Here is a 23,824-nt window from a genome sequence, read left to right as displayed (position 1 = left end):
GATGGGTACGGGACACCGGGTTTCGGGAGCGCGGACGGCCCTGTGGCCGGATCCGCCCCCTGCCTAGGAGCCCAGATGCTCCAGGCCGTGCCCGGCGTGACCGTGATGCCGCAGACCTCGCAGGGTCAGTGCCGTGTCGAGTGCGGCCACAGTCGCCTCCCATCCCTTGTCCTCGGAGCTGCCCGGCAGCCCGCTGCGTTCCAGTGCCTGCTCAATGGTGTCACAGGTGAGCACCCCGTTGCCCACCGGAGTCGACTCGTCCAGCGCGACGCGGGTCACACCGGCGGTCACCGAGTCGCACACGTAGTCGAAGTGGGCGGTGGCGCCCCGGACGACCGCGCCGAGGCAGACGACGGCGTCGAGGTCGCGGGCCATCTGCTGGGCGATCACCGGCAGTTCGAGCGCGCCGGCGACGCGGGCCACGACCGGCTCGTCCACGCCGCACGCCTTCGCCGCGGCGAGCGCCCGCTCCAGCAGCCGGTCGGTGACCGGCTCGTGCCAGCGGGTGCACACGATGCCGAGCGTGAGCCCGGCCGCGTCGACCGTGATGTCCTCGGGGCGTCCCGCGCCGCTCATGAAAGTCCCTCGCTCCGGTGTCCGGGTTCGATCTGGGGCCCGAGCTCAAGCTCGTGGCCGAGGCGGTCGCGCTTGACCGTCAGGTAGCGCCGGTTGTGCTCGGTGACGATGACGGGCATGGCCTCCCGCCCCCGCACGTCCACCCCGAAGCCGCCCAGTCCCCTGAGCTTGTCCGGGTTGTTCGTGAGCACCCGTACCGAGCGTACGCCCAGCTCGCGCAGCATGTGGCCGGCGTTGGAGTACTCGCGCGCGTCGGCCGGCAGCCCCAGTTCCAGGTTGGCGTCGACGGTGTCGGAGCCGTTGTCCTGGAGGGCGTACGCCTGGAGCTTGGCGAGCAGGCCGATCCCGCGCCCCTCGTGACCGCGCAGGTAGAGCACGATGCCGCGGCCCTCGCCGGCGATCCGCTCCATGGCGGCGTCGAGCTGGGTCCCGCAGTCGCAGCGCTCGGAGTGCAGGACGTCGCCGGTGAGGCACTCGGAGTGGACCCTGACCAGGACGTCCTCTCCCTCGCCGAGGTCGCCCAGCACGAGCGCGATGTGCTCCCCGCCGTCGATGGCGCTGGAGAACCCGACCGCGCGCCACATCCCGTACCTGTTCGGCAGCCGGGTCTCGACGACGCGGGTCACCATCGCCTCGGTGCGCCTGCGGTACTCGGCGAGCTGCTCGATGGAGACGAGCCTGAGGCCGTGCTCCTTCGCGAAGACCTGGAGCTCGGGCAGGCGCGCCATGGTGCCGTCCTCGTTGACCACCTCGGCGAGGACGCCGGCCGGGGGGAGCCCGGCGAGCCGGGCGAGGTCGACGGCGGCCTCGGTGTGGCCGCGCCGGCGCAGGACGCCGCCCTCGCGGTAGCGCAGCGGGAAGATGTGGCCGGGGCGGACGAAGTCGCCGGGCTCGGACGCCGAGTCGCACAGCGTGCGGATCGTCCGCGCCCGGTCGGCGGCGGAGATGCCGGTGGAGATGCCGAGCCGGGCGTCCACGCTGACGGTGTACGCGGTGCGCATGCGCTCGGTGTTCTGCGCGGTCATCAGCGGGATCTGCAGCCGGTCGAGGTCGGCGCCCTCCATCGGGACGCAGATGACGCCGCTGGTGTAGCGGATCGTGAACGTCAGCAGCTCGGCCGTCGCCTTCGACGCCGCGAAGATGATGTCGCCCTCGTTCTCGCGGTCCTCGTCGTCGACGACCACGACGGGCAGGCCCGCCGCGATGTCGGCGATCGCCGACTCGACGGAGTCGAAGATCCCCGTGCCCCCGGTTCCCGTGCCGTTCAGCGCCGTGTCGTTGCCGCTCATGCGGTCACCGCCTTCCGCGTGGAGTTGCGCTCGCCCCGGGACTCCCGGAGCCAGTTCCTGAACCCGACCATCACCATCACGAAGAAGATCCCGTAGACCGCGCCGGAGACGTACAGCCCGGACTTGAGCGCCAGCGGCACCCCGACCAGGTCGACCAGCACCCAGACGATCCAGAAGTCGACGAGCGCGCGGCTCTGCGCGAACGTCGCGACCGCGCTGCCGACGAAGATGTAGGCGTTCGCCCACGGCGACCAGGCGACCTTCAGCCAGTCGAGGTGCACGAACAGCTGGGCGACCACGGCCGTGCCGACCACGAGCGCGCCGAGCAGCACGGCCCGCTCCCTGAGCGTCGCCTGCCGGACGACCAGGCCGTCGGCCTCGCGCCGTCCGCGGGTCCACATGAGCCACCCGTAGAGGGCCAGCCCGCAGAAGAGGATCTGCTTGAGCGCGTTGCCCGGGACGTGCGCGTGCAGCGAGGCCGCGAGCAGCAGGAGGGCGCCGACCATCTGCACCGGCCAGGTCCAGAGGGTCTTGCGCATGGCGAGCCAGACGACGGCGAGCGACAGGACGTTGCCGACGAGGTCGGTCCACAGGATGTGCTCGCCGAAGACCTCGAAACCGGCGCCGAGCCAGCTCATGACCGGTCTCCCAGCATGCGCTCGACGTACTTGGCGACGACGTCCACTTCGAGGTTCACCGGGTCGCCGGGCCGCTTGTGGCCGAGGGTGGTCAGCGCGAGCGTCGTCGGGATGAGCGCCACGCTGAACCGGTCGGCGCCCGCCTCGACGACCGTGAGGCTGATCCCGTCGACGGTGATCGAGCCCTTGTCGACCAGGTAGCGGCTCAGCTCGGCGGGCAGGGACACCGTCACCACGTCCCACCGCTCCCCCGGCTCGCGGGAGACGATCGCGCCGACGCCGTCGACGTGGCCCTGGACGAGGTGGCCGCCGAGCCGGTCCGACAGCCGCACGGGGCGTTCCAGGTTGACCTTGGAGCCCGGTTCCAGCGCGCCCAGGCTGGACTTGTCGAGCGTCTCCTTGATGACGTCGGCGGTGAAGACCTCGCCTTTGACGTCGACCACGGTGAGACAGACGCCGTTGACGGCGATCGACGCGCCGTGCACGGCGTCCTGGACGACCAGCGGCCCGCGGACCGCGAGCGCGACCGAGTCCCCCTGGGGGTCGATCGCCACGATCTCGCCGAGCTCCTCGACGATGCCGGTGAACATCTCCCGGGCCTCCTAGATCAGTGGCTCCGGGGGACGTACGTGCGTCCGAATACACCCCTGGCCAGGGGTGTACCGCGCGCTGCCTCCCATCCGGACTTTCACCGTCGGTCCCGGAGTTCCACCGGGTCAACCGGCCGATGGCTTCGGCCGGGTCGCGGACTGTCACCGCCGGTTCGGAATTTCACCGACCCCGGAGCACGCGTTCATGCTTTGCCAACCAGTGTGCCACGCATTCCCATTCCCGCCCCTGTGGCCATCGCCACAACTCCTTCGCGCGGGCCCCGGCCGGTTCGCCCACTCCACGGGCATCGGCGGCGGGTCTTGCCGGGAGGCGGTAACGCGATGCAAGTTGTCAACGAACCCCCTGCCCTCCATTTCCGGGAAGGCCCATGGCGAAGTTGTCCCTGTCGCCCAAGATCCTTGACGTTCTCGACTTCGGCACTCCGTCCGCGGAGCGCGACATCTCACGGGGCCTGGAGAAGTACTTCGTGGAGTCCCCCGCCTACCACCGCGTCCGGTCCGGCGCGAAGACGATCCTGATGGGCAACCGCGGAGCCGGCAAGAGCGCGATCTTCCAGGTGCTGGCCCGGCGGGAGCGCGCCGCCGGCGGCCACGTCATCGAGCTGTCGCCCGAGGACTACTCCTACGAGCTGCTCAGCTCCACCATGGCCGCCGAGAACGCGGGCTCGTGGGCCAAGCAGGGCGCCTACGCCGCCGCGTGGAAGTACCTGATCTACGTGCTGGTGATGAAGGCGCTCGCCCGCAAGGGGATGCGGCTCACCAAGAACGGCGGCCGGCAGATCCACAACTACATCCGGGACATGCACGGCGCCCAGCAGCTCGGCCCCCTGTCGCTGCTGGTGTCCTACCTCAAGCGGCTGGAGGCCGTGAAGATCGGGCCGATCGAGGCCGGCGTGCGGACCCGCGAGCTGGACCGCCTCTACCAGCTGGAGGAGATCCAGAACCTGCTGCCGGCGCTGCGCAAGGTGCTGGACAACCAGCGGGTGGTGGTGCTCGTGGACGAGCTGGACCGCGGCTGGGACTCCTCCGAGGACGCCAAGGCGTTCGTGTCCGGGCTGTTCCAGGCGTGCGTGTCCATCAACGCGCTGCACCCGAACCTGCGCGTCTACATCTCGCTGCGGCAGGAGCTCTACGACGACATCCCCGCCCTGTACGACGACGCGCAGAAGCACCGGGACCTGCTGGAGAAGATCTACTGGTCCGAGGACTCGCTGCTCGAACTGATCGCCAGGCGGATCCGGCACTCGGCCCACGAGAACGGCTTCGCGGTGGACGCCCTCGAACGCGCCGGGGACCGGGCCTGCTGGTCGGCGGTGTTCGCGCCGCCGCCCGGCAGAGGGCGGGACGAGTCGTTCGGCTACATGGTCGACCGGACGCTGTACCGGCCGCGGGAGCTCATCCAGTTCTGCTCGGAGGCGCTGGAGCAGGCCAGGGCCCGGCGCTCCAAGCTGCCCGTGCCGTACTCCGCGATCGAGCGGTCGGAGTACGGCTACTCCGCCGAGCGGACGAAGGACATCGCGGCCGAGTACCGCTCCCAGTACCCCGGGCTGCTGAGCGTGTTCGAGGCGTTCCGCAGCCGTCCGCCCCTGTTCCGCCGCGACGAGCTCGAACTGCTCTGCCTGGAGCTGGCCTGCGGCGACGTCCCCACCCACGGCACCGCGTCATGGCTGCCCTCGTGCGACCCGAACGACCTGATCGAGATCCTGTGGCGCGCGGGCCTGCTGACCGCGCGGGCGTCCGCGGAGGGGCGGTTCCTCGGCAGCCACCAGGTGCAGCACCTCAACCTCGCGGCCGTGCGGCGGTTCCGCGTGCACGCCATGTTCCACGCCTCGCTCGGAATCGACGCCGCGGTGGTCGGGAGCGCCGGCGGCTGAGACCCGGGCGCTCAGCCGAGGGCGAGGCGCAGGCCGGTGGGGGTGGCCCGCACGCGGCTCAGGTCCCGGACGACGTGGTGGGCCTCGGCCAGGGACTCCTCCGGGTGGCTGGTGACCAGCGCGACGACCGTGGCCCCCGCCGCGCGGCCCGCGGCGATCCCGGCGGGGGCGTCCTCCACGACCACGCAGGCGGACGGGTCCACGCCCAGCAGGCGGGCCGCCCGGAGGTAGCCGGACGGGTCGGGCTTGCCGTCGGAAACGTCCTCGGCGGTCACCACGACGGGCGGGGAGGGGATGCCGGCCACTCCGGTGCGCACCTTGAGCTGCGACCGGTCCATGGACGTCACGAAGGCGTGGGGCAGGCCGCCCATGTCCGCCAGCAGTTCCACTGCGCCCGGCAGGGCGACGATGCCGTCGGTGCTGACCGCCTCAAGGGCGTCCAGGCGCGCGGTGGCCTCGCGGACCTGGCCGGCCGGCAGGAACTCGGCCACACGGTCGCTCGTGCGGCGGCCGTGGGCGCCCGACATGAACACGTCAGGGTCGATGCCGTACTCGGCGGCCCATTCGCGGCCCGCGCGTTCGACCAGGGGCGTCGAGTCGACGAGGGTGCCGTCGACGTCGAACAGGACGGCGGCGCAGGGCAGAGTCATGGTGGGGGGACGACCCCCCACACCCCCCGCCCGCTCCGCGGGACCTTTCACCAATCCGCCTTGGCCGTCGCCTCTTCGGCCTGGGCGCGGAGCCTGCGGACGGCCTCGGCCGGGTCGTCGGCCCCGTAGACGGCGCTGCCGGCGACGAACACGTCGGCGCCCGCCTCCGCGCAGCGCTCGATCGTCTCGGCGCTGACGCCGCCGTCCACCTGGAGCCAGACGGGCAGGTCGCGGCCCTTGATGAGCTCCCGCGCGCGGCGGACCTTCGGCAGGACGACGTCCAGGAACTTCTGGCCGCCGAAGCCCGGCTCCACGGTCATCAGCAGGAGCATGTCGATCTCGCCGAGGAGGTCTTCGAAGCCGTCCACCGGGGTGGCCGGGTTGACGCCCAGCCCGGCGCGGGCGCCCGCGGCGCGGATGGCCCTCAGGGTGCGGATGGGCGCCTTCGCCGCCTCGGCGTGGATGGTGACGCTCCCGGCTCCGGCCTCGGCGTACTGCGGCGCCCAGCGGTCGGGGTCCTCGATCATCAGGTGGCAGTCGAGGGGGAGGGCGCTGTTCCTGAGCAGCGCCTGCACGATGGGCAGTCCCAGGGTGAGGTTCGGGACGAAGTGGTTGTCCATCACGTCGACGTGGACCCAGTCGGCGGAGTCGGCGATGCGCGCGACGTCCTCGGCCAGGCGGGCGAAGTCGGCGGACAGGATGCTGGGTGCGATCTGAGGAGCCATGATGCCCCGAGTCTATTGGCGCAGCCCCGCCCGATCGTCACCCGCCCGGGTGAGGCCCGGGGTGGGGCGGGCCGCCAGGCGCAGGCGGACGAAGGCCTCCGGCGCGCCCGCCGTGACCCACAGCACGAGCAGCGCCTGGACGACGAACGCCTGGACCAGGTTCGCCCCCTCGAAGAAGGCGATGACCGCCGCCCCCGCGAGGCCCAGCGGGAGCCGCGCCAGACGCTGCCAGGCCCTGCCGCCCGGATCGAACCAGCCGCGCCAGGCGACCAGGGACAGGCCCATCAGGAGGCCGCAGAGAGCGCCGGACGCCTGGGCCGAATCGGTCAGCGTGACGGGCTCGGCGACGCCTCCGGCCGCCTTGACGGCCTCCGCCCACGCACGGGGCCACTGCCAGTCCCGCAGCGGGCGCGCCGCCCCCCAGGCCGCCGCGAGCATCAGCAGGGAGACCGCGAGGGAGAGCGCCAGCTGCACTGCCAGATGCTGCCGCCGCCACCACGGGACGGCGACGGGCTCCAGCCCGAGGGCGGCGACCAGGACGGCCAGGCCGACGCCCCAGCCCGCCAGCACCTGCCCTGGCGAGTGGACGCCCAGATAGACGCGCGACACTCCGATCAGGAAGATCACGATGGCGGCGCCCGCCCACAGGTACCAGCGCCGGGTCTGGGCCGCGAAGAAGCCCCATCCGGCGACGCTGTTCTGGGCGTGGCCGGACGGCATCCCGAACGACGACAGCGACTGCCTGCCCTGGATGTTCGGGTCCGTCCAGTAGGGGCGGGGCGCGTGGAAGACCAGCTTGAGGAGCGCGTTGACGGCCGCGCCGAACAGCAGCACCACGGCGGCCCGCGCGGCCAGGCGCGGCGCCACGCACCAGAACAGCGCCAGGAGCAGCGGGACGTAGAAGGCCGCGCTGCCCAGATACGACATGAAGATCATGAAGCCGGTCAGCACGGAGCCTCCCATCAGCGCGGCGCCTCCCCCGAGGCCGGGTGCGGGTCAGGTGCGGCGGAGCAGCGCCAGGAACATCGCGTCCGTGCCGTGGCGGTGCGGCCAGAACTGGGCGTACGGGCCGTCACCGAGCCCGGTGAGGCCGGGGGCGATCGCCGCCAGGACGCCGGGCGCGTCGAGCCGTTCGACGTCGTCCCGCTTGCGCAGGACGTCGTCCACCACCACGCGGGTCTCCGCCAGGTGCGGCGAGCAGGTGACGTAGGCGACCACTCCGCCGGGCCGGACGGACTCCAGCGCCGCGGCGAGCAGCTTTCGCTGGAGCGGCCCGAGTTCGGCGACCGACTCGGGGCCCCGGCGCCAGCGCGCCTCGGGGCGGCGCCGGAGCGCGCCCAGGCCGGTGCAGGGGGCGTCCACCATGACGCGGTCGAACGAGGCCGGGCGCCACGCGGGAGCGGTGCCGTCGGCGGCGACCACGCCCGCGCGGTCGTCGACCGCGCGCCGGACGAGCCCGGCGCGGTGCGGCTGGACGTCCGCGGCGAGGAGCCGGGCGTCGCGCTGGGAGGCGAGAGCCGACAGGAGCCCGGCCTTGCCCCCGGGGCCGGCGCAGAGGTCGGCCCAGCGCGCGTCACGACCGTCCAGGGGAGCATCGGCCAGCGCCAGGGCGACCATCTGGCTGGCCTCGTCCTGGACGGCCGCGCGCCCATCGCGGACGGCGTCGATGCCCGCCGGGTCGCCCTCCGCCAGGACGGCGCCATAGGGCGAGTAGGGGGCGGGTTCGGCGCCCGCGTCGTACAGCTCTTCGAGGGTCGCCCTGCCGGGGCGCGCGACCAGCGTCACACGGGGCCTGGCGTTGTCGGCCGCGAGGAGCTCGTCGATCTCGGCCGCCCCGACCGCGTCCCGCATGGCGGACACGATCCATTTCGGGTGGCTGTGGGCGATCGACAGGCGCGTCGTGGCGTCGGCGTCGGCGGGGGCCACGATCCGCAGCCAGGCGTCCATGTCGCGCATGGCGACCTTGCGGAGCACGGCGTTGGCGAACTTGGCCTGGCCCGGGCCGGAGACGGAGCGGGCCAGCTCCACGGTCGTCGCCACGGCGGCGTGCGGCGGGATGCGGGTGCCGAGGACCTGGTGGGCGCCCAGGCGCAGGACGTCCAGGAGGGGCGCGTCGACGCGGCGCAGTTCGCGGTCGCTGCACAGCGCGAGCACCGCGTCGTAGGTGCCCCTGCCGCGCAGGGTCCCGTACGTCAGCTCGGTGGCGAGGGCGGCGTCGCGTCCGGTCAGGCCGCGGTCGCGCAGGCGCGCGGGAAGCAGGAGGTTCGCGTAGGCGTCGCGGGTCTCCACCGCCCGGATCACGTCGAAGGCGGTGCGGCGGACGAGGTCCTGGGGGCGGCCCGTCTTGCGGGGGCCGCCCGGGCGGGTGTTCGGGGCGCGTCGGCGGTTGCGGGCGGGAGGCATCAGTGCAGCGCGTCCTTGCCGGTGAGGTCGAGACCGCGGGCCCAGTCGGCGGCGGCCATGGGGCGCTTGCCCTGCGGCTGCACCTCGCCGAGCGCGACGGGATGGGTTGCCGTGCCGACCAGCACCTCGCTCTTGCCCGCGCTGAGCGCGCCGGGCTCCAGCTCGGCGGCGCCCGGCGCCGGGCGGACGGGGCCGAGCTTGACCCGGGTGTCGCGGAAGGTCGTCCACGCGCCCGGCGCCGGGGTGCAGGCGCGGACGAGGCGGTCGATGTGCAGGGCCGGGCTCTTCCAGTCGACGCGGCCGTCCTCGGGCGTGAGCTTCGCCGCGTGGGACACCCCCTCGGTCGGCTGGGGCCGGGGCTCCAGGACGCCCGCCTCGATGCCGTTCATGGTGTCCAGCAGCAGGTCGGCACCGGCGACGGCCAGCCGTCCCAGCAGGGCGCCGGCGGTGTCGTCCGGCCGGATCGGCTCGGTGAGCACGCCGTAGACCGGGCCGGTGTCCAGGCCCTCCTCGATCTGGAACGTGGCCGCGCCGGTCACGTCGTCGCCGTGCAGGATCGCGCGCTGCACGGGGGCGGCCCCGCGCCACGCGGGCAGCAGCGAGAAGTGCAGGTTCACCCAGCCGTGCCGGGGGATGTCCAGGGCCTCGGGGGGCAGCAGCGCGCCGTAGGCGACCACCGGGCAGCAGTCCGGCGCGATCTCCCGGAGCCGGTCGAGGAACTCGGGGTCGCGGGCCTTCGCGGGCTTGAGCACCTCGACGCCGGCCTCGGCGGCGAGCGAGGCGACCGGGCTGGCGCTCAGGCGCCTCCCCCGCCCCGAACGCCCGTCGGGCCGGGTCACGACCGCGGCGACCTCGTGCGACGACCCCAGAAGGGCCGTCAGGGCCGGAAGCGCCGTCTCGGGCGTCCCGGCGAAGACCAGCCGCATCTAGATCGCCTTCCCGAGGGTGCGGTGCGGCGACTCCTTCACGACGGGGGCCGGCTCGCCGAACCACTCGGCCTCCCGGATCGCCTTCATCGCGGCCTTGCGCTGCTCGGGGTCCATCCGGTCGATGAAGATGATCCCGTCGAGGTGGTCGGTCTCGTGCTGGACGCAGCGGGCCAGCAGGTCGGTGCCCTCCAGCGTGATGGGCTCCCCGTGCATGTTGAAGCCCTTCGCCACCACCCCGACGGAGCGGGGCGTGGGGAACGCGAGGCCGGGCAGGGAGAGGCAGCCCTCGTCGTCGGTCTCCTGCTCGTCCGACAGGTCGAGCGTCGGGTTGACGACGTGCCCGAGGCGGTCGTCGACGTAGTAGGTGAAGACGCGCAGCCCGACGCCGAGCTGGGGGGCCGCCAGGCCCGCTCCAGGGGCGTCGATCATCGTGTCGGTGAGGTCCTTGACGAGCTGGCGCAGCTCCTTGTCGAAGTCCTTCACCGGCTCCGCGGGCGTGCGCAGCACGGGGTCGCCGAAGAGGCGGATGGGCTTGACGGCCAACGGGGACTCCGTTTCCTGCGAATGTCGCTGATCACTGCGAGTGCCACCCGACCGCTGCGGGTGCCACCGGTCCACTGGGACGCGCCCCCAAGTCTACGGAGGCGCGGGCCCGGAACATTCACGCCATGTTCACACCCCGCGTTCACACACCGCGGTGCGCGCTCTGGCGCGCCGACCGCGCCTTGTAGGCGGCGGTGCGGGCGGCCTTGGCCGTCGCCTTGTCGGGGTGGTGGGCGCCCAGGGCCTCCAGGACGTCGGCCACACCGGGATGGTGGGTGCGCCAGAGCTCGTCCACCATGGTCTTCATCTCGGCCCCGGGCGGCGCGTCGACCAGCGCCGCCGCGACCGCCTCCTCCGGCTCGGCGGTCTCCATCATCCCGGCCACCGTGTCGACGAACACCCAGAGGTACTCCTCGCGGGCCAGCTCGCGCCCCGCCGGGTCGCCCGCCGCGTTCAGCCACATCGCGGCGTAGGGCGCCACGAGCGGGTGCTCCTGCGCGGCGCGGACCACCCCGGCGGCCTCGGGGCCGACGCGGTGCAGGACGGCGGCGGCGAGGTTGCGGGCGCCGGGGCCGCCGGTCCGCATGACGTCCAGAAGGTCGGCGGCGGCGTCCTTGGAGTCGTGGGACGCCAGCCAGCCGTCGATCTCCTCGTCGGCGGCGTCAGGCCGGTACCAGGTGAGCCCCGCGACGAGCTCGGACGCGCGGGCGCCGGCCAGCTCGCCGATGACCGGGGCGGTGAACCCGTCCGCGAGGAGCAGCTCCCGCACCGCCCACACCCCGAGCGGAGTCAGCGCCTTGCCCGCGCCGGACGCCTCGATGACGCCCCAGTCCTCCAGGGATGCCAGCTCCAGGGCGAGGGCGTCCGCCACGAGCGCGTGCATGGTGTCGGCGTCGCTGAGGTCGTAGGCCTCCTCGATGTGGCCCAGCAGCGCCTCGGCGAGGGCGTCCGGCCCGGACGGCTCCTCCTGCTCGTACAGGTGGATGAGGACGCCGGTCAGCTCGTTCTGGACGAGTTCGACCGCGTCCAGGCCGTCGGCGTAGTCGTGGCCGGGCACGACGGCGGCGTCGAACAGCGGCAACCAGGCGGTGAGCAGGGCCGCGTCGTCGCCCGATTCGAGGCCCGGCAGCGCGGGACCCGGGGAGGCGCGGCCGTCCCCGGCGTCGATGACCTTCGCCTCGACGGCGGCCCACCACAGCCGCTCCAGCGCGCCGTCGTCCTCCAGCCGCCCGTGGCGCCGCGGCGCGTCGAGGCCGAGGGCGCGGCGCGCGGCCTCGGCGTCGGGCTCGGTGAGCATGCCGTGCTCGGTCAGCGGGCGCTCGCCCGTCCAGCGGGCCAGGGCCAGGACCGCCTCGGCGAGGCCCGACCGCCGCGCCGCGTCCGCGACCTCGGCCTGCGGCGCCAGCCGGACGGGCGGGACCACCAGGTCCCCCGCCTGCCGCAGGTACTCCTCGGTGCGGGCGAAGCGCTCCTCCTCCGGGAGCGCCTCGAAGTCGCGCATCCACGCGTCGACGGCGTCGCCGTCGTCCAGGTCGATCCCGTCGGCCTGCATCAGCCCGGCGACGACCTCGGCCGCCGCCTGCCGCTCCTCGCTGTCGACGGCGGCGACGACCTCGGCGAACTCGGGGCCGGTCCGGTCGATCTCCGCCGCCAGCGCGTCGGCGGCCGGGGCCGGGACGGCGCCGGTGTCGCGCAGGTAGGCGACGACCCGGCGGAGCGCGTCCAGGATGGTGGGGACGTCGTCGCGCCCGGCGACCACGGACTCGGGGAAGACCTCCAGGAGCAGTTCGCGGACGTGCCGCGGCTCCAGCGCCTCCGGGCCCGCGAGGCCCATCTCCTCCCGCGCCAGGTCGAGCAGGATGCGGACACCCTGCTCGTCAAGCGCCTCGCCGCGTTCGTCCGACCACCGCCGCAGGTCGCCCGCGGTGGTCTCCACCCAGTTGTCGGCCACGCCAGAACCCTATTGGTCAGCCGCGTTCCCCGGGGTCGGTTGAGCCCCGAGTCGGCCGAGTCGCCTCGGTCGAGCCCACGGGATCACTCGTGTCCCATGGGGTCGGTCGAGTTACAGCGTGATCGAGTTCCGCGGCACCGGTCGAGCTCCGCGGCGCCGGTTGAGTTGCAGCGTCAGATCAGTTCGAGGGGGTCGATCTGGACGCGGACGGTCTCCGTGGCCTTGCGTGCGCTGCGCACGCCCTGGGCTTCCTTCAGCGCTCGCGCCAGGGCGTTCCCCCCGGCGCGGGGTACTCGAATCAGCGCGCGTTCCTTGTCTTGGGCCTCCGTGCCCGCCTGCGGGACGGGAACGGGACCGAGGACCTCCGCGCCGTCGGGCAACCGGGTGTCGGCCAGAAGCTCCCGTATGGCGGCCGGGGACGCGGTGAGCGACGCCATGCGCGCGGCGGGCGGGAACCCCACCTCCCTGCGCTCGGCGAGTTCCCGCTCCGCGTACGTGACCGGATCCCAGCGCACGAGGGCCTGGACTGCGGGCAGCGCCCCCTCCGCCGCCACGATCACCGGGCCCTGCGGGCGGACGAGCGACGCCGCGTTCATCCAGCGCCTCAGCGTCTCCTCGCCGGCGCGCAGGTCAGGCCGGCCGAGGAGGACCCAGCCGTCCAGCAGCAGCGCGGCCGGGTATCCGCTCTCCGCCGGAGGCTCGGCTCCGGGCGTCGCCACCACGAGAGCCCGTTCCGGACCGACCCGGTCGAGGACGGCCTCCCGCCCCGAGGTGCGCACGGGCACGCCGGGGAACGCCCGGCCGAGCTCCTCCGCCGTGCGTTTGGCGCCCACCACCACGGCGCGCACCTGGAAGAAGCCGCATTCGGGGCAGTGCCAGTCGCCCGCGATATGGCCGCACCAGCCGCAGTAGGGGGCCGCGTGCGACGAGGCGAGCGCCAGCGGCCCCTGGCAGGTCTGGCAACGCGCCGGGGTGCGGCACCTCCCGCAGGCGATGCCGGGAACGTACCCGCGCCTCGGCACCTGGACGAGCACGGGCCCGCTCTCCAGCGCCTGCCGGGCCGCCTCGAAGGCGATGTTCGGCAGGCGCGCGGTGCGGGCGGCGGCGTCCCGGGCGAGTTGCGCGTCCTCCCCCACGTAGCGGACGCGCGGCATCCTCGCCCGGACGCGGTTCCGGTCGGCGACGAGCGCGTGGGCCCAGCCGGTCTCCACGAGTTGCGTCGCGTCGGTCGTCCGGGTGAACCCGCCGATCAGGGCGCCGGCCCCGGACCGGTGCGCGCGCAGGGCGAGCACGTCGCGGGGATGCGGATACGGCGCGTGCGGCTCGGCGTGGACGTCGTCGCCGTCGTCCCACAGCACGACCAGCCCCAGGTCGGCGACGGGCGCGAACATGGCGGCGCGCGTGCCGACGACCGCCCGCGCCTTGCCGCGCAGGACGGCGAGCCACCTCCGGTAGCGCTCCGCAGGGCCCAGCTCCGCCGTCAGGGCGACGTGCAGCCCCTCCCCCAGCTCCGCCTCCAGCGCCGCGTCGATGCGCGCCACGTCGCGCCCGTCGGCGGCGACGACGAGCGCGCCGCGCCCGCCGCTCAACGTGGCGGCGACCGCGCGAGCGATGGCCGCCGTCCAGTCGGGGCCGGGCAGCGCGCTCCACACGGCCCGCGGCGCCCTCCCGCCGGCCAGCGCGTTCACGAAGGACTCCCCCGCCGGGTACTCCCGCCACACGCCGGCGTCGGGCGCCCCGGGCAGTGCGGGGGCGCCCTCCTCCACGGGCTCGGCTTCGACGCGGGCGTGCCGGGGAGGGACGGCGAGCCGCAGGACGTCCGCGAACGTGCCCGCGTAGCGGTCGGCCACCTCCCGCACCAGCGTGACGATCTCCGGGGTCAGGACGGGCTCGGGCGAGGTCACCCTCTCCAGGAACAGCAGCTTGCCGCCGTGGCCGCTCTCGGCGACCCGCTCCAGGAGGAAGCCGTCGACGAGCTGGCCCGCGAAGCGCACCCGCACGCGGCAGCCGGGGACCGCCTTGGCGTCAAGCTCGGCGGGGACCAGGTAGTCGAAGGGGCGGTCGAGGTGCGGGAGCGACATGTCGACCGCGATCCGCGCGACGGGCAGCTCCGCGGCCGGACGGCGCGCCCCCTTCTTCCCCGCCGCCTTCTTCCCCGGCGCGGCGGGTTTCCCGGACCGGCCCGCCTTGGGGGCGGCCGCGCCCGGAAGGGCGTCCAGCCCCGGGATCAGGTCCGTTCCCCCGCCGTCCTTCGTCACGCCCCCCGTCCTACCAGATCGATCCGACACCCGGAGTCGCACGCTAGGGTTGGTCCGTTTGAACGGGTGCGCGTCCTCCGGCCCATTGCCCGACGCCGTCCGCACCCTCGCCGTCCGACGAGCCTTGCAGGCGATGTGACCACAGCTCATGCCCATGAGCGGACGGACGCCCCGGTCAGCAACGGGGTGTCACGCCGTTCTCCAAGCCCCGCGGCCGCCTCCCGGTGGAAGAAGCGGGCACGCCACCCCGTGGTCGCCGCCACGCTGGCCGCCGCCGTCCTGCACCTGGTGTGGGGGCTGTTCCTCGCGACCGAGGGCGGCGACCTCGCCGCGCAGGCCGCGTGGACGGACTTCGCCTGGAAGCACCCCGGCGCGGCCTACAGCTTCGCCTGGTACGGCGGGATGCACCCCGCCTCCTACAGCCTCGTGTCGCCGTACCTGATGGCGCTGTTCGGCATCCGCACGGTCGCGGTGATCACGGGCACGATCTGCGCCACGCTCACCGCGTACCTGCTCAAGCAGTTCCGGGCCCCGGTCGCGCTGCCCGCCTCCCTCTGGGCCGCCTTCGCGCTCACCTGCAACGCCGCCTCCGGCCGCGTCACGTTCGGCCTCGGCCTGATGTTCGCGCTCATGGCGACCATCGTGGCGTTCACCCCGCGCGGCACGCCCGCCCTGCGCGCCGCGGCGATGGTCGTGCTGAGCCTGCTGGCCTCGCTCGCGAGCCCCGTCGCCGGCCTGTTCCTGCTGGTGCTGGCCGCCGCGCTCTTCCTGACCGGACGCCGCCGCGCCGGCGTCTGCGTCGCCGTGGGCCTGCCCGTCGTGGTCGGCACCACCAGCCTGCTCTTCCCGTTCAGCGGCGTCCAGCCGATCTCCCTGGACGCGATCGTGCTGCCCGCCGTCACCAGCGTCGCCGCGATCCTGTTCTGCGCTCCGAAGAGCTGGAGGTTCGTGCGGACCGGCGCCGCCGTCTACCTGGCCGGGATCCTGCTGACCTGGCTGATCCCCTCCCCCATCGGCAGCAACGTCGAGCGCCTCTCGCTGCTGTTCGGCGGCATGTTCCTGCTGTCGGCAGTCGCGCGCGCCCACGGGCGGGCGCGCATCGCCGTGCTGTCGCTGGCGTTCATCGTGACGGCGTCCTGGCAGGTCGTGAAGCCCGTCGACGACCTCATCCACACCGAGCCCGCGGCCACCGCCGCCGACCACGCCCGCGGCCTCGTCGCAGAGCTGGGCGCCGTCGGCGCGGACGACGCGCGCATCGAGGTCGTCCCGCTGCGCTCCCACTGGGAGTCCTCCGGCCTCAGCCGCCACTTCGCGCTCGCCCGCGGCTGGAACCGCCAGGTCGACGCCGAGCGCCACGAGCTGTTCTACGAGAAGGGCGCGCTGACGCCCGCCTCGTACCGCGACTGGCTGCACAAGTGGGCCGTCCAGTACGTCGTCCTGCCCGAGCAGGAGGTCGACTGGTCGGCGCAGGAGGAGGCCGCCCTCGTCGAAGGCGGCCAGCCGTACCTGACGGAGATCTGGCGGGACACGCACTGGCGGCTGTACCGCGTCGCGAGCCCCACGCCGCTGGTCGACCCGCCCGCGTTCGTCAGGAACCTCAACTCCGGCGAGCTCGTCGTCGACGTGCCCTCGCCCGGGTCGGTCCTGCTGCGCGTCTCCTGGTCACCGTGGCTGAGCGCGACGGGCGGGAACGCCTGCCTGGCGCGCGCGGGCGAGTTCGTCCGGCTGGAGGCGCGCACCCCCGGCCGCTACACCATCGCCGCCCGCTACGGCCTGCACCGCGGCAACCACTGCGCCGGCTGACCCCGTCACGGCGCGTCCGCACCGCTTCCCCGCGGCACCAGGCCGCACTGGGGCAGGCGCCCGCCGCACGCGCGAGGAGACCTGGTCGCGCCAGGGCAGGGGCGCCGGAACAGCACGGGCGCGCGAAGAAGGGCCCCGGGGCGTCCCGGGGCCCTTCTTCGCGGAAGACCGGTTACAGGCCGGCGGCGGAGGCCAGGTCCTTGGCGCGGTCGGTCGACTCCCAGGAGAAGTCGGGCTCCTCGCGGCCGAAGTGGCCGTAGGCGGCCGTCTGCGAGTAGATCGGGCGGAGCAGGTCGAGGTCGCGGACGATCGCGGCCGGGCGCAGGTCGAAGACGTCCCCGATGGCCTTCTCGATCTTCTCGGGGGCGACCTTCTCGGTGCCGAACGTCTCCACGAACACCCCGACCGGGTGGGCCTTGCCGATCGCGTAGGCGACCTGGACCTCGGCGCGGTCGGCGAGCTGCGCGGCGACGATGTTCTTGGCGACCCAGCGCATCGCGTACGCGGCGGAGCGGTCGACCTTGGACGGGTCCTTGCCGGAGAAGGCGCCGCCGCCGTGGCGGGCCATGCCGCCGTAGGTGTCCACGATGATCTTGCGGCCGGTGAGGCCGGCGTCGCCCATCGGGCCGCCGATCTCGAAGCGGCCGGTGGGGTTCACCAGCAGCCGGTAGTTCTCGGTGTCGAGCTCGAACTCGGCGAGCACCGGGTCGACGACGTGCTCCTTGACGTCCGGGGCGAGCAGCTCCTTCAGGTCGATGTCGGGAGCGTGCTGGCTGGACACCACGACGGTGTCGAGGCGGACGCCGCGGTCGCCGTCGTACTCGATGGTGACCTGGGTCTTGCCGTCGGGGCGCAGGTAGGGCACGTCGCCGCTCTTGCGGACCGCCGACAGGCGCCGGGCGAGCCGGTGCGCCAGCGTGATCGGCAGCGGCATCAGCTCGGGGGTCTCGCTGGTGGCGTAGCCGAACATCAGGCCCTGGTCGCCGGCGCCCTGCCGGTCCAGGTCGTCGACGCCCTCGCCCTCGCGGGACTCGTAGGCGTCGTCCACGCCCTGCGCGATGTCGGGCGACTGCGCGCCGATGGACACCGACACGCCGCAGGAGTGGCCGTCGAAGCCCTTCTTGGACGAGTCGTAGCCGATCTCCAGGATCTTCTCCCGGATCACGCCCGGGATGTCCACATAGGTCTCGGTGGTGACCTCACCGGCCACATGCACCTGACCCGTCGTGATCATCGTCTCGACGGCGACCCGGCTCTTCGGGTCGTCCTTGAGCATCGAGTCGAGGATCGCGTCGCTGATCTGGTCCGCGATCTTGTCCGGGTGACCCTCGGTCACCGACTCGGAGGTGAACAGGCGGCGAGACACGTACGTGAACTCCTTGCAGCGGCTGCTGACTGACGTCGCAGAACGGATTCTTTGTCGAGTTCGGCGAGGGACGCCGCCCCCCGCCATGGGTTCCCCACGATGTTAGGACCAGAAGTCTAGCGGGATCAGCGCCCTTCGCCCGGACGCGCGCCCGGCGGCGTGCGATCCAGCCGTGCGGCGACGAGGTCCCACACGACCTCGGCGAGCGCCTCCTTGGCCCCGCGGGGCACTTCGGTCCGCGACCCGTCGGCGCCGAGGATGACCGCGGCGTTGTCGGGGCGGCCGAAGGTCAGGTTCTCGCCGACCTGGTTGACGACGAGAAGGTCGCTGCCCTTGCGGGCGAGCTTGGCCTGTCCGTTGGCGAGGACGTCGTCGGTCTCGGCCGCGAAGCCCACGACGACCTGGCCGGGCCGCCGGACCTGGCCGAGCTCGGCCAGAATGTCGGGGTTCTTGACGAGGCGGATCGGCTCGGGTTCCGCCCCCTCCGCCTTCTTGATCTTGGAGCCGCGGTAGTCGGCCGGGCGGAAGTCGGCGACGGCGGCGGCCATGACGACCGCGTCCGCCGTTCCGGCGGCCGCCACGACCGCCTCGCGCATCTCCTCGGCCGATCCGACGGCGACGGTCTCGGCGCCCGCCGGGTCGGGCAGGGCGACGTTCGCCGAGACGAGCGTCACCCTGGCGCCGCGCGCCGCGGCGGTCCGGGCGAGCGCGTAGCCCTGCAGGCCGGACGAGCGGTTCCCGATGAAGCGGACGGGGTCGATGGCCTCCCGGGTGCCCCCGGCGGAGACCACCACGTGCCGTCCGGCGAGGTCGCGGCCGTCGGCGCCGCGGGCCAGCACGTGCCGGGCGACCTCGAACAGCTCGGCGGGGTCGGGCAGCCGGCCGGGCCCGGTGTCCTTGCCGGTGAGGCGGCCGGACGCGGGCTCGACGACGACGGCGCCGCGCTCCCGCAGGGTCGCCACGTTGGCCTGCGTGGCCGGATGCTGCCACATCTCGGTGTGCATCGCGGGCGCGAACACGACGGGGCAGCGGGCGGTGAGCAGGGTGTTGGTCAGCAGGTCGTCGGCCAGGCCGTGGGCCGCCTTGGCGAGCAGGTCCGCGGTGGCCGGTGCGACGAACACCAGGTCGGCCTGCTGGCCGAGCCGGACGTGCGGGACCTCGGCGACGCCGTCCCAGACCCGCGGGGACACCGGCTTGCCGGACAGCGCGGCCCAGGTGGGCTCTCCGACGAAGCGGAGCGCGTCCGCGGTCGGCACGACGGTGACGTCGTGGCCCGACTCGGTGAGCCGCCGGAGCAGCTCGCACGCCTTGTACGCGGCGATGCCCGCGCTCACTCCGAGCACGACGCGCGGCTTGGGGGAGGTCATGTCGCCCACGATCCCATCAGGCGCCGCCCGCTCTCCTCCCGGGGTAGGCGTATCCGCACCGGGGTCCGGAGATGCCTCCCGGAAGCCGCCGCGGACGCGGCCGCCGGAGACGGCGACCCCGGGCCGGTGAGCGGAGCCGGCCGCCTCGGGGGCCTCAGCCCTCGATGGGCTCGGCGTTCAGGAGGCCCTCGCGCGTCTCGCGGAGCGCGATCGACAGCGGCTTCTCCTGGACCTGCGTCTCGACGAGCGGGCCGACGTACTCCAGCAGGCCCTCGCCCAGCTGGGCGTAGTAGGCGTTGATCTGCCGGGCGCGCTTGGCCGCGATGCTCACGAGGCCGTACTTGGTGTCGACGACCTCAAGGAGCTCGTCGATCGAGGGGTTGGTGATGCCCTCGTTGCTGACTGCCACTCGGTGGCCTTCCGTAGGTTGAACAGGCTACTGGTCAGCCATCAAGGCTAGCAGCTCGTCGCACACGTCCTGCACGGACGTGTTGACGAGCGTGACGTCGAACTCCTTCTCGGCGGCGAGCTCGACGCGGGCCGCGTCGAGGCGGCGCTCGATGACCTCGGGGGGCTCGGTGCCGCGCCCGGTGAGGCGGCGGACGAGCTCCTCCCAGCTGGGGGGAGCGAGGAACACCAGGCGGGCCTCGGACATGGAGCGGCGGACCTGCCGGGCGCCCTGGAGGTCGATCTCCAGCAGCACCGGCTCGCCGCGGGCGAGGCGTTCCTCGACGGGCCGGCGGGGGGTTCCGTAGCGGTTGCCCGCGAACTCGGCCCATTCGAGGAGCTGCCCCTCGGCGACGAGCCGGTCGAAACCGGCGTCGTCGACGAAGAAGTACTGCACACCGTCGGTCTCACCCGGGCGGGGAGCCCGGGTGGTCACCGAGACCGACAGCCACACCCGGGGGTGTGAGCGCCGGATCTCGGCGACGACCGTGCTCTTGCCGACGCCCGACGGTCCGGACAGGACCGTCAGTCGCCGCGCGAGCGGGCCATGCGGCATGGAGCCTTCCGGCGCAGCGATGGGTGCGCCGGAGCCGGGCGGGATGGTGCCGTCTGCGGGTCGCCCCGAGCCGGCCGCGGCGGCCTGGCCGCCGCGCCCGCCCGTGAGTCGCGCGTCAGCGGTTCGCACTTCCGCCGAACTCACGCTCCAGGGATGCGCGCTGGTTGGCGCCGAGGCCCCGCACACGGCGGGACTCGGCGATGCCCAGGCGCTCCATGATCTGCTTCGCACGGACCTTGCCCACACCGGGCAGCGATTCCAGAAGGGCCGACACCTTCATCTTTCCGATGACGTCGTCGGACTGACCATCCTTGAGAACCTCGGCGAGCGAGGTTCCCCCGTGCTTCAGCTTGTTCTTAACCTCGGCCCGCTCCTTGCGAGCCTTGGCAGCCTTCTCCAGGGCTGCGGCGCGCTGTTCGGGGGTTAGGGGCGGAAGAGCCACGCCGGGTCACCTCAGGTTTCCACTCGACGGAGTCGGACGGGTTGGGAAACTAGCGAGTTCACCACCCATAAGGCAACGTGAAGTGCCGTTTAGCCCGCCACAAATTCACGAAAATCACTCCCCGGAGTGTCCTGAATACAGAGTGTACCCAACTCGGACCCCTCGGCGCCGCATCCCCTTGCCTTGCTGGGACTTTCGCATGATCGTGAAAAACCGCCCGTTCTGACCGCATTTGTGGCACCCAGCACCGCTCCGCCGCTGCGCTTCGCGCCTCCGCGAGCCCGCGCCGCCACGGTCCCGCCACCGCCCTCCGGAGCCCCGCTGGGGCGGCGCGGTGGGGCCTCCCACAAACGATCCCGACCGAGTGACACTCGTCACGCCGCGCCGTTCCGCACGTCGCCCCGGCACCGTTACTGTCATCCTCGACAACACCCGCCAAGATCGTCCGCTCGCCCGGAGGACGCCCGCACCGCACCAGCTCCCCCCAGCCCGCCGCCAGGGCGCCCCATGGACGCGGAGACGCCGGCCGCCCCGTCCGGAGACTCCCCCCGGTCCGGAATCGGCCCTCCGCGTGAACGAGTTCGCCGTTCGGCACGTATCGCAAAGCGGCGACTCCCGTCCTCGCATTCGCATGCGACTAAAACCACATTCGCGTTCACCCGTGCCGCAAAACTCACCCACAAAGCGGTTCTGCGCGCTCGCGAACCAATGGCGCGCCGAAGCATGTCCCGGCGCGGGCGGCGCACGGACCCGAGCGCCGCGGAACCGCGTTCAGGCCGTGCCGGCGGACGTGCGGCGCAGCGCGGCGGCGATCGCGGCCGCGGCGGCGCCCGGGTCGGGGGCGGCGGTGATGGGACGGCCGATCACCAGCAGGTCGGCGCCGGCGGCCAGGGCGTCCTCGGGCGTGGCGACGCGGGCCTGGTCCTGGTGGCCGGAGCCCGCGGGGCGGACGCCGGGCGTGATGAGCGTGATGTCCGGACCGACCTCGGCGCGGACGGCGGCGGCCTCCTGCGGGGAGCACACGAGGGCCTGAGCGCCCGCCTCGACGGCGAGGACGGCCAGACGGCGGACGGCGTCGGGGGCGGGCCCCGCGAGGCCGACGGCGGTGAGATCGGCGTCCTTGAGGGACGTCAGGACCGTCACCGCGGCGATCTTGGTGGCGGGGGCGGCCTGCACCGCCTCGCGGATCATCGCGGGCCCCCCGGCGGCGTGCACGGTCAGGTAGGCCGGCTTGAGGCGCGCCACGGCGCGGGCGGCGCCGCGGACCGTGGCGGGGATGTCGTGCAGCTTGAGGTCGAGGAACACCTGGACGCGGCTGGCGCCCCGCACGCTGGCGACGACGTCCGGCCCGTACCGCAGGTACAGCTCCAGGCCGACCTTGACGGTCGAGACGTGCGGCGTGACCAGGGTGGCCCAGCGCGCGGCGGTCTCCAGGTCGGGCGCGTCCAGCGCGACGGCGATGGGGGCGGTCACAGCTTCTCCTTCTCGGGCTCTTGCCGGCGCACCTGGGGCGGGACGTACCCGGCGGGCTTGTGCGCGAGGCCGACGGCGTCGGCGAGGCGGTCGATGCGGCGGGCCGCGAGCGCCTCCTCCAGTTCGCGCAGGACGCGCGGGCCGGCCAGGGGGTCGTGGAACAGCGCGGTGCCGACGGCGACGGCGGAGGCGCCGGCGAGGATGAACTCCAGGGCCTCCAGGCCGGTGGCGATGCCCCCGACGCCGATGATCGGGGTGGTGGGCAGCGCGGCGTGCACCTGGTAGACGCAGCGGACCGCGACGGGCCGCACGGCGGGTCCGGACAGGCCGCCGGACACGCCCGTGAGGGCCGGACGCAGCGTCTGCGGGTCGATCGCCATGGCCTCCATGGTGTTGATCAGGGTGAGGCCGTCGGCGCCCGCGTCGACGCACGCGAGCGCGATGCCGACGATGTCGGTCACGTCGGGGGCGAGCTTGGCGAAGACGGGCACGCCCGGCCGGGCGTGCGCGCGGACGGCCCGCACGACGGACGCCGCGGCGGCCGGGTGCCAGCCGAACATGCGGCCGCGGTCCTCGACGTTGGGGCAGGCGACGTTGACCTCGATCGCGGCGACGCCCGGGACGTTGCGGAGGCGGCGCGCCAGGTCGCCGTACTCCTCGACGCTGCTGCCCGCGACGGACACGATCGTGCGGACCTCCTGCTCGATCAGCCAGGGAAGGTCACGTTCCAGGAAGGTCTCCACGCCGGGACCGGGCAGGCCCATCGCGGTCAGGAGGCCGCTCGGGGTCTCGGTCACCCGCGGTGTGGGACGTCCCGCGCGCGCTTGCGCCATCACCGACGTCGTGACGAACGCGCCGAGGCGGGTGAGGTCGAAGAACTGGGCGAGCTCGCGTCCCGTCCCGCCGCACCCGGAGGCCGTCAGGACCGGGTTGGGCAGTTCCAGAGGCCCGAGCGTGGTCGTGACCCGGTCGCTCACTGCGAGCCCCCTTCAGAGACGCTCAGGACGCGCGGCGCGCCGAGCGCGTCGAACGGGATGGTTCCGAGGTCGCCCCAGCGGACGCGGTCGCCGCGCAGGACGGGGCCGTCCGCGCAGGCGCGGACCATGCGGGTCACGCCGTCCTCCCCGTGGACAGGGAGCATGCACGTCATGCACACGCCGATGCCGCACGCGCCCGTCTGCTGGAGGAACTCCTCGACCGACACCTGCGAGGGAAGGCCGAAGTCGCCGGCGATCTGGGTGACCGAGCGGAGCAGGGCCGTGGGGCCGCAGCCGTAGACGACGTCCGCGCCGGTCTCCTCGATGACGCGGGGCAGCACGTCGCGGACGGCGCCCTTCTCCCCCATCGACCCGTCCTCGGTGACGACGGCCGCGCTGTCGCCGATGCGCTGCGCCATGCGGGACCCGAAGACCTGCCGGGCGGAGGCGCCGGCGAGCACGAAGTGCACCTGGCAGCCGCGCCGCAGCAGCGTGTCGGCCAGCGCGAACACGGCCGCGCCGCCGGGCCCGCCGCCGACGAGCAGGCAGGTGACGGGATCGCGGGGCAGCCGGAACGGGCGGCCGAGCGGCCCGACGAGGTCGAGCTGGTCGCGGGAGCGGCGGCCGGCGAGCCAGGCGGTGCCGGGCTCGGTGTCGGCGAACACCAGTTCGACGGTGCCGCCGTAGTCGGACTTGACCTCGTGCACCCCGATGCAGCGGCGCACCAGGCGGGACGTGTGCTCGCCGCCCACGGCGAGCGCCACGAACTGGCCGGGCCTGAACCGTTCGGCGATGGCCGGGGCCACCAGCGTCATCGCGCGGTAGTCCTGCACCTGGCGGACCGTCAGAACCGTCGCCGAGGTCTGCACCGGCGTGTAGGACACCCGTCTCCCTCTCTCATCGCGTGCGCCGGGCGGGCCGGGCGGCGTCGCGGCCGCCCGGCCCG

Annotated in this window: 22 protein-coding genes and 1 riboswitch; of the genes, 2 read left to right on the top strand and 20 right to left on the bottom strand. The window is 73.7% G+C overall.

All coding sequences use genetic code 11. The annotated features are described in order from the left end of the window. Positions 1-63: 63 nt before the first annotated feature. Genes ribH through ABWI04_RS30570 form a run of 4 tightly spaced genes read right to left on the bottom strand, consistent with a single transcriptional unit; the run spans position 64 to position 3,093 of the window. Complete coding sequence (ribH, locus tag ABWI04_RS30585) at positions 64-576, bottom strand: 6,7-dimethyl-8-ribityllumazine synthase (protein WP_345184705.1); 513 nt, start codon at positions 574-576, stop codon at positions 64-66. Further along, complete coding sequence (locus ABWI04_RS30580; protein ID WP_345184707.1) at positions 573-1,865, bottom strand: bifunctional 3,4-dihydroxy-2-butanone-4-phosphate synthase/GTP cyclohydrolase II; 1,293 nt, start codon at positions 1,863-1,865, stop codon at positions 573-575. The genes ribH and ABWI04_RS30580 overlap by 4 nt, the downstream gene beginning before the upstream one ends. Continuing rightward, positions 1,862-2,503, bottom strand: coding sequence for a nicotinamide riboside transporter PnuC (gene pnuC / locus ABWI04_RS30575; protein ID WP_345184709.1), 642 nt, complete (start codon positions 2,501-2,503; stop codon positions 1,862-1,864). Before pnuC ends, ABWI04_RS30580 begins: the two co-directional genes overlap by 4 nt. Next, positions 2,500-3,093 carry a riboflavin synthase gene (locus ABWI04_RS30570; protein ID WP_345184711.1) on the bottom strand — a complete coding sequence of 198 codons (594 nt, stop codon included), beginning with the start codon at positions 3,091-3,093 and terminating at the stop codon, positions 2,500-2,502. The genes pnuC and ABWI04_RS30570 overlap by 4 nt, the downstream gene beginning before the upstream one ends. A 72-nt stretch (positions 3,094-3,165) precedes the next feature. Next, a riboswitch (FMN riboswitch) is annotated at positions 3,166-3,296 on the bottom strand. Between the two features lie 186 nt (positions 3,297-3,482). Between ABWI04_RS30570 and ABWI04_RS30565 the strand changes: the two genes are divergently transcribed. Beyond that, on the top strand, positions 3,483-4,988 hold the full coding sequence (locus ABWI04_RS30565) for a P-loop ATPase, Sll1717 family (protein ID WP_353834605.1): 1,506 nt from the start codon (positions 3,483-3,485) through the stop codon (positions 4,986-4,988). An 11-nt stretch (positions 4,989-4,999) separates the two neighbouring features. On the opposite strand, the gene ABWI04_RS30560 is transcribed toward ABWI04_RS30565, so the two are convergent. The 8 genes from ABWI04_RS30560 to ABWI04_RS30525 all read right to left on the bottom strand — a co-directional run bounded on the left by ABWI04_RS30560 (position 5,000) and on the right by ABWI04_RS30525 (position 14,447). After that, a complete protein-coding gene (locus tag ABWI04_RS30560) occupies positions 5,000-5,638 on the bottom strand; it encodes an HAD-IA family hydrolase (RefSeq protein WP_345184717.1) in 639 nt (212 codons plus the stop codon). Between the two features lie 47 nt (positions 5,639-5,685). Next, on the bottom strand, positions 5,686-6,363 hold the full coding sequence (gene rpe, locus ABWI04_RS30555) for a ribulose-phosphate 3-epimerase (protein WP_345184719.1): 678 nt from the start codon (positions 6,361-6,363) through the stop codon (positions 5,686-5,688). A 12-nt stretch (positions 6,364-6,375) separates the two neighbouring features. Next, positions 6,376-7,326 (bottom strand): phosphatase PAP2 family protein, encoded by a 951-nt coding sequence (locus tag ABWI04_RS30550; protein ID WP_353834604.1) that lies wholly within the window; start codon positions 7,324-7,326, stop codon positions 6,376-6,378. 33 nt (positions 7,327-7,359) lie between these two features. Further along, complete coding sequence (locus ABWI04_RS30545; protein WP_353834603.1) at positions 7,360-8,766, bottom strand: RsmB/NOP family class I SAM-dependent RNA methyltransferase; 1,407 nt, start codon at positions 8,764-8,766, stop codon at positions 7,360-7,362. Continuing rightward, entirely contained in the window at positions 8,766-9,692 is a 927-nt protein-coding gene (fmt, locus tag ABWI04_RS30540; RefSeq protein WP_353834602.1) for a methionyl-tRNA formyltransferase, read from the bottom strand. Before fmt ends, ABWI04_RS30545 begins: the two co-directional genes overlap by 1 nt. Further along, positions 9,693-10,238, bottom strand: a complete 546-nt coding sequence (gene def / locus ABWI04_RS30535) for a peptide deformylase (protein WP_345184728.1) — start codon at positions 10,236-10,238, stop codon at positions 9,693-9,695. It abuts the gene before it with no gap. A gap of 142 nt (positions 10,239-10,380) precedes the next feature. Next, a complete protein-coding gene (locus ABWI04_RS30530) occupies positions 10,381-12,189 on the bottom strand; it encodes an amino acid adenylation domain-containing protein (RefSeq protein WP_353834601.1) in 1,809 nt (602 codons plus the stop codon). Positions 12,190-12,362: 173 nt separating this feature from the next. Continuing rightward, positions 12,363-14,447 (bottom strand): primosomal protein N', encoded by a 2,085-nt coding sequence (locus tag ABWI04_RS30525; RefSeq protein ID WP_353834600.1) that lies wholly within the window; start codon positions 14,445-14,447, stop codon positions 12,363-12,365. Between the two features lie 135 nt (positions 14,448-14,582). On the opposite strand from ABWI04_RS30525, the gene ABWI04_RS30520 reads away from it, so the two are divergent. Beyond that, positions 14,583-16,250, top strand: a complete 1,668-nt coding sequence (locus ABWI04_RS30520) for a DUF8823 domain-containing protein (RefSeq protein WP_345184734.1) — start codon at positions 14,583-14,585, stop codon at positions 16,248-16,250. 172 nt (positions 16,251-16,422) lie between these two features. Here ABWI04_RS30520 and metK read toward each other — a convergent pair whose 3' ends face one another. The 8 genes from metK to ABWI04_RS30480 all read right to left on the bottom strand — a co-directional run bounded on the left by metK (position 16,423) and on the right by ABWI04_RS30480 (position 23,693). Then, a complete protein-coding gene (metK, locus tag ABWI04_RS30515) occupies positions 16,423-17,616 on the bottom strand; it encodes a methionine adenosyltransferase (protein WP_345184736.1) in 1,194 nt (397 codons plus the stop codon). A gap of 125 nt (positions 17,617-17,741) precedes the next feature. Continuing rightward, positions 17,742-18,983 (bottom strand): bifunctional phosphopantothenoylcysteine decarboxylase/phosphopantothenate--cysteine ligase CoaBC, encoded by a 1,242-nt coding sequence (gene coaBC, locus ABWI04_RS30510; RefSeq protein ID WP_353834599.1) that lies wholly within the window; start codon positions 18,981-18,983, stop codon positions 17,742-17,744. A gap of 154 nt (positions 18,984-19,137) precedes the next feature. Continuing rightward, entirely contained in the window at positions 19,138-19,392 is a 255-nt protein-coding gene (gene rpoZ / locus ABWI04_RS30505; protein ID WP_131950118.1) for a DNA-directed RNA polymerase subunit omega, read from the bottom strand. A gap of 27 nt (positions 19,393-19,419) precedes the next feature. Beyond that, on the bottom strand, positions 19,420-19,986 hold the full coding sequence (gene gmk / locus ABWI04_RS30500; RefSeq protein ID WP_089312392.1) for a guanylate kinase: 567 nt from the start codon (positions 19,984-19,986) through the stop codon (positions 19,420-19,422). Positions 19,987-20,101: 115 nt separating this feature from the next. Further along, positions 20,102-20,428, bottom strand: a complete 327-nt coding sequence (gene mihF / locus ABWI04_RS30495; RefSeq protein ID WP_131739210.1) for an integration host factor, actinobacterial type — start codon at positions 20,426-20,428, stop codon at positions 20,102-20,104. A gap of 771 nt (positions 20,429-21,199) precedes the next feature. After that, the gene (gene pyrF, locus ABWI04_RS30490) at positions 21,200-21,901 is read right to left on the bottom strand and encodes an orotidine-5'-phosphate decarboxylase (RefSeq protein ID WP_345184744.1); all 702 of its coding nucleotides are present in this window, start codon (positions 21,899-21,901) and stop codon (positions 21,200-21,202) included. Further along, on the bottom strand, positions 21,898-22,878 hold the full coding sequence (locus ABWI04_RS30485; protein WP_345184746.1) for a dihydroorotate dehydrogenase: 981 nt from the start codon (positions 22,876-22,878) through the stop codon (positions 21,898-21,900). The genes pyrF and ABWI04_RS30485 overlap by 4 nt, the downstream gene beginning before the upstream one ends. Further along, positions 22,875-23,693, bottom strand: a complete 819-nt coding sequence (locus ABWI04_RS30480) for an iron-sulfur cluster-binding protein (RefSeq protein ID WP_353834609.1) — start codon at positions 23,691-23,693, stop codon at positions 22,875-22,877. Before ABWI04_RS30480 ends, ABWI04_RS30485 begins: the two co-directional genes overlap by 4 nt. Positions 23,694-23,824 lie beyond the last annotated feature (131 nt).

Source organism: Actinomadura sp. NPDC000929 (assembly GCF_040492065.1).
Taxonomy (GTDB): domain Bacteria; phylum Actinomycetota; class Actinomycetes; order Streptosporangiales; family Streptosporangiaceae; genus Spirillospora; species Spirillospora verrucosospora.
The sequence above is the reverse complement of the archived record's forward strand: the minus strand, read 5'-3'. Positions and strand labels throughout refer to the sequence as shown.